Source organism: Phocaeicola sp. RTP21198st1_B8_RTP21198_201120 (genome assembly GCF_040929485.1).
GTDB lineage: Bacteria > Bacteroidota > Bacteroidia > Bacteroidales > Bacteroidaceae > Phocaeicola > Phocaeicola dorei.
On sequence record NZ_JBCOCI010000405.1, the window covers coordinates 1 to 1,252 of the forward strand.

The window sequence follows — 1,252 nt, forward strand, 5'->3', positions numbered from 1 at the left end:
TTGCGGTAGGATTCTCGGGGGTCCAGTGATTGTAGTACACCTCGCGCAACGTATTCCCGTTATATCCATAATCATAAGCTTGTGCAGCCATACTAAGCGAATATATATCATTACCTATTGAACTCTGGAAGAAAGCGCTTAGCGTAAACCCTTTATAACTGACTGCTGTAGTTAGATTGACCAGAAAATCAGGATTAGGATCACCGATGATAGTCTTGTCTGCTGCTGTGATGGCAGGATCGTCATCCATATTCTTATATACGATATGACCGTTCTCATCGTATCCATCTTCAACATATCCGTAGAAAACATACATTGGCTCACCCACACGCATCAGATTGAGCTGGTCTTTCAGAATGGTGTTATCCAATTCGCCACCGAAAATATCCTTATCTTCCGAAAGGACTAACACTTTGCTGCGATTGAGCGAGAAGTTGACACCCAAATCCCATTTCACAGCACGATCAATAATCCGCCCGTCGAGTTGCAACTCAAACCCCGAGTTACGGATGGAACCGATGTTACGCAAAGCAGTGGTGTATCCACTTGAACGAGGCATCTCTACATTGTTCAGCAAATCAGTCGTTTTCTTCCGATAGTAATCTGCAGTCATGCGGAGCCGATTATTAAACAGGGACAGATCAACCCCCACATTAAACTGTGAGGTGGTTTCCCATTTCAAATCGCCGGTGTAGGTATCTGACGGAACATACGCCACTGTTGTATTCTTATCGAATACTACATTTTCCGTCCTCAATGTGTTCTGCGTAGAATACGGTGAGATGGCAGTGCTACCGGTCACTCCGTAACTCAAACGGAACTTTAGATCCGAAAGCCACTCTACATCACGCAAAAAAGACTCTTGCGAAAGACGCCAGGCCGCTGCCGCTGAAGGGAAGTATCCCCATTTGTTTCCTTTACTATAACGTGAGGAACCGTCAGCACGAAGACTGGCAGTCAACAGATAGCGATCAGCATAATTATAGTTGACACGTCCCAGAAATGAGAACAAGCGCCAATCTGAATAAGAAGATGTCGGCAGCCCCTTAACGGTAGCTGCATCCATGTCATAGGTTTCGGTCACATCACTCAAGAAGCCTTCGGCCGTACCCGTTCCCGCAGTTTTCGATGTACTCTGTTCGTAAGTAAAACCGCCCATCACACTCAAATGGTGTTTTTTTAGAAAACTCTTATTATAGGTTATGATATTATTACTTGTGATACCGACTGTCTCTCCAAATGTAATAGAGGC

The 1,252-nt window shown here is 44.8% G+C and carries 1 protein-coding gene; it reads right to left on the bottom strand.

The annotated features are described in order from the left end of the window. Positions 1 to 1,252 (bottom strand): TonB-dependent receptor domain-containing protein (locus AB5935_RS26760; protein ID WP_368327951.1); only part of this gene is annotated, 1,252 nt, incomplete at both ends.